Annotated in this window: 2 pseudogenes; both read right to left on the bottom strand. The window is 73.0% G+C overall.

What is annotated here, in order from left to right:
* Positions 1–205 (bottom strand): annotated as a pseudogene (locus DD1DGNOD_RS27555) (hypothetical protein); the annotation flags it as partial.
* A 5-nt stretch (positions 206–210) separates the two neighbouring features.
* Positions 211–704, bottom strand: a pseudogene (locus tag DD1DGNOD_RS25750) (hypothetical protein); the annotation flags it as partial.

The following is a 704-nucleotide window of genomic DNA, read 5'->3' as shown; positions in this document are numbered from 1 at the left end:
TGATCAGCCCGAACGCGCCCAGGAACAGGGCCGCGGACGGCCGGTGGCCGCCGGCCGCGGTATGCGCCGCCACAGCGAGACAGACCGAGGAGCCGGCAAAGGTGGACGCGCGCATGCTTCGCCCGGCGGCCGTCACGGGAACTGCGGGCGTTCCGGGAACCGCGGGCATTCCGGCGACGGCGGGCAGTGCCGTGCGCGCACTCACGGCGGTCAGCTTGCCATATCCCGCTGTGCGGGGAGCATGCCGGTCGGTTGCCGGCCGTTCCGTTGCGGGTCGGTCTGCTTCGGGTCGGTCCGATCCGGACCGTTCTGTCCCGGATCGGTCCGCTTGCGCGATCCGCGCCGGCGGGACACCAGCGCCGTGGCGCCGAGCAGGCCGAAGCCGATGCCGATGGTGATCGCGGTCAGCGTCCGGGCAAGGTCCATCGGCCCGGCGATCGGGGCGCTGGCCCGGTACAGCACGCCCAGGTCGCCGAAACCGCCGACCATGGCGATGACGAAGCCGGCGGTCCCGGCGAGGTAAGGGCCGGCGGTCGAGCGCCGCACCAGCAGGACGGCCGCGGCCAACCCGAGGATCCAGGCGACCATCTCGACGATGTTGCCGTAGACGAACCCCGACAGCCGGCCCTCGACTCGGGAGAAGGCGACGAGGGTCGAGTGGGTGACGTCCACCCCGACGATTGCCGTGACGGCCGCGGCCAGCG

Origin of the sequence: Candidatus Protofrankia californiensis, from assembly GCF_900634765.1 — a bacterium.
In the GTDB taxonomy this organism is placed as follows: Bacteria; Actinomycetota; Actinomycetes; order Frankiales; family Frankiaceae; genus Protofrankia; species Protofrankia californiensis.
Note: the sequence above shows the minus strand (reverse complement) of the source record. Positions and strands in the feature narration are given on the sequence as shown.